This is a genomic window from Streptomyces sp. CO7 (assembly GCF_053474865.1).
On the sequence record NZ_JBRIOU010000006.1, the window covers coordinates 57,318 to 59,785 of the forward strand.

The 2,468-nt window shown below is 74.8% G+C and carries 1 protein-coding gene and 1 riboswitch; the gene reads left to right on the forward strand.

Annotated elements, in window-relative coordinates:
* The first annotated feature begins 79 nt into the window (after nt 1-79).
* A riboswitch (cobalamin riboswitch) is annotated at nt 80-194 on the forward strand.
* Between the two features lie 42 nt (nt 195-236).
* On the forward strand, nt 237-2,468 hold a 2,232-nt coding region (locus tag ACOV8S_RS21605; RefSeq protein ID WP_448320107.1), incomplete at its 3' end, for a cobaltochelatase subunit CobN.

Consider the following 2,468-nt stretch of genomic DNA (forward strand, 5'->3'; position numbering starts at 1 on the left):
GTGCTGGGCCGCGGCCGACGGGGCCCTGGTGCGCGGTGGGCAGGGGCCCTGGTGCGCGGCGGGCGGTCACCCCGATAGGGTGAGGGCCACTTCTCGTGGTGCAGGAACCCGGTGTGATTCCGGGGCGGTTCCGCCACTGTGACGTTCCCCGTTCGGGGACGCAGCCAGACACTGGCCACGGGTCGTCCGACCGTCGTACGGGGCGAGAACCCCGAGGGAGGATCACGGCCTTGACCGTGCCTGTTGCGCTGCTGTCCACGTCCGACACCGATCTGCTCTCCGCGCGGGCCAGTGGCGCCGCGTATGCGTGGGCCAATCCGTCCCGGGCCTCCGACGAGGAACTTGCCGCCGTGGTCGACGGCGCCGCCCTGGTGGTGGTCCGGCTGCTGGGGTCCCCGCACGACCTGTGGCCGGGGCTCGCGGCCGTCCGTGAGCGGGGCACCCCGCTGGTGGTGCTGGGCGGCGAGCTCCAGCCGAGCGCCGAGCTGATGGAGCACTCCACGGTGCCGGTCGGCGTGGCGGCCGACGCCCACCGGTACCTCGCGGAGGGCGGGCCGGCGAACCTGCGGCGGCTGCACGCGTTCCTCTCGGACACCGTGCTGCTCACCGGCGAGGGCTTCGAGCCCCCGGAGGCGGTGCCGCTGTGGGGGTTCGCGGCGCGGGAGGACCGGGCTTCCGCGACGGCCGACGGTCCCCTGCCGAAGGTGGGGATCCTGTACTACCGGGCCCACGAGGCCGGCGGCAACGCGGCCTTCGCGCACACCCTGGCCGACGCGGTGGACGCCACCGGCCGTGCCGTGGGCGTGCCGGTCTTCGCCGGGTCGCTGCGGTCGGCGCCGGACGAGCTGTACGAGGCGCTGGCCGGTTTCGACGCGCTGGTGGTGACGGTGCTGGCGGCGGGCGGCAGCGTCCCGGCGTCGGCGGGTGCGGGCGGCGACGACGAGGCCTGGGACGTGGAGCGGATGGCCGCCCTGGACGTCCCGGTGCTGCAGGGACTGTGCCTGACGAGTTCCCGTGAGGAGTGGGCGGCGTCGGAGGACGGCGTCACCCCGCTGGACTCTGCGAGCCAGATCGCCATCCCGGAGTTCGACGGGCGGATCATCACGGTGCCGTTCTCCTTCAAGGAGATCGACCGGGACGGCCTGCCGCGCTACGTCGCGGACCCGGAGCGGTGCGCCCGGCTGGCGGACATCGCGGTCAACCACGCCCGGCTGCGGCACGTGCCGAACGCGGAGAAGCGCATCGCCGTGGTGCTGTCGGCCTACCCGACCAAGCACTCGCGGATCGGCAACGCGGTCGGTCTGGACACCCCCCGCTCCGCGGTGCGGCTGCTGCGGCGGCTGCGCGCGGAGGGCTACGACCTCGGCGCCGAGGGCGATCTGCCGGGCCTCGACCTGCCCGACGACCAGGCGGCCGGGGACGCGCTGATCCACGCGGTGATCGCGGCCGGCGGGCAGGACGAGGAGTGGCTGACCTCCGGTCAGCTCACCGACGCCCATGTGCGGATCACCGCCGAGGAGTACGCTGCGTGGACCGCCGGCGTGCCGTCCGTGCTGCGGGACGCGATGACCGAGGCCTGGGGCCCGGCTCCGGGCCGGCTGTTCGTCAACGAGGCCGGGGAGATCGTGCTGGCCGCGCTGCGGGCGGGCAACGTGGTGGTGCTGGTGCAGCCGCCGCGCGGCTTCGGGGAGAACCCGGTGGCGATCTACCACGACCCGTCGCTGCCGCCGAGCCACCACTACCTGGCCGCCTACCGCTGGCTGGAGAACGGTTTCGGCGCGGACGCCGTCGTCCACCTGGGCAAGCACGGGTCGCTGGAGTGGCTGCCGGGCAAGAACGCCGCGCTGTCGGCGGCCTGCGCCACCGACGCCGCGCTGGGCGGGATGCCGCTGGTCTACCCGTTCCTGGTGAACGATCCGGGAGAGGGCGCGCAGGCCAAGCGGCGGGCGCACGCCACCGTGGTGGACCACCTGATCCCGCCGATGGCGCGCGCCGAGTCCTACGGCGACATCGCGCGCCTTGAGCAGCTGCTGGACGAGCACGCGAACATCGCGAGCATGGACCCGGCGAAGCTGCCGGCGGTGCGGGGCGAGATCTGGTCGCTGATGCGCGCGGCGGAACTGCACCGCGACCTGGGTCTGGAACAGCGCCCGGACGACGAGGAGTTCGACGACTTCCTGCTCCACGTCGACGGCTGGCTCTGCGAGATCAAGGACGCGCAGATCCGCGACGGCCTGCACGTGCTGGGCGAGGCCCCGGCCGGTGAGGCCCGGGTCAACCTGGTGCTGGCGATCCTGCGGGCGGCCCAGGTGTGGGGCGGCGTCGGCGGGGCGGTGCCGGGGCTGCGGGCGGCGCTGGGCCTCAAGGGCGACGACGCCTCGGCCGTGGTCGACGGCGTCGAGGCGCGGGCCCGGGAGCTGGTGGAGCGGATGGAGGCCGCGGGCTGGGACCCGGCGGCCGCCGCGGCC